Below are 499 nucleotides of genomic sequence, written 5' to 3'. Positions count from 1 at the left end.
CGTCACCACATCACCGCCGACCGCCGCCGCCGGGCTGTTCATGGCGAAGTACACGCCCGGCTCGATCACCGAAGCGGCGACCATCGCCATGATGGCGACGAAGGACTCCATCAGCATGCCGCCGTAACCGATGTAACGGGCGTTGGTTTCCTTGTCCAGCAGCTTGGGCGTGGTCCCGGAGGCGATCAGCGCGTGGAAGCCCGATACGGCGCCACAGGCGATGGTGATGAACAGGAACGGGAACAGGCCGCCTTTCCAGACCGGGCCGGTGCCGTCGACGAACTGGGTCAGCGCCGGCATTTTCAGCACGGGCATAGTGATCAGGATGCCGATCGCCAGGGCGATGATGGTGCCGATCTTGAGGAAGGTCGACAGGTAGTCGCGCGGGGCCAGGATCAGCCACACCGGCAGCACCGCGGCGACAAACCCGTAACCGACCAGCATCCAGGTGATCTGGATCCCGGTAAAGCTGAACGCCTTGGCCCAGACCGGATCAGCC

The 499-nt window shown here is 64.5% G+C and carries 1 protein-coding gene; it reads right to left on the bottom strand.

Annotation, left to right across the window (positions count from 1 at the left end; translation table 11 throughout):
* On the bottom strand, positions 1 to 499 hold a 499-nt coding region (locus M5B99_RS29780; protein ID WP_318654601.1), incomplete at both ends, for a carbon starvation CstA family protein.

It is taken from the genome of Pseudomonas sp. MWU13-2100 (assembly GCF_023242365.1).
GTDB lineage: Bacteria > Pseudomonadota > Gammaproteobacteria > Pseudomonadales > Pseudomonadaceae > Aquipseudomonas.
Note: the sequence above shows the minus strand (reverse complement) of the source record. Positions and strands in the feature narration are given on the sequence as shown.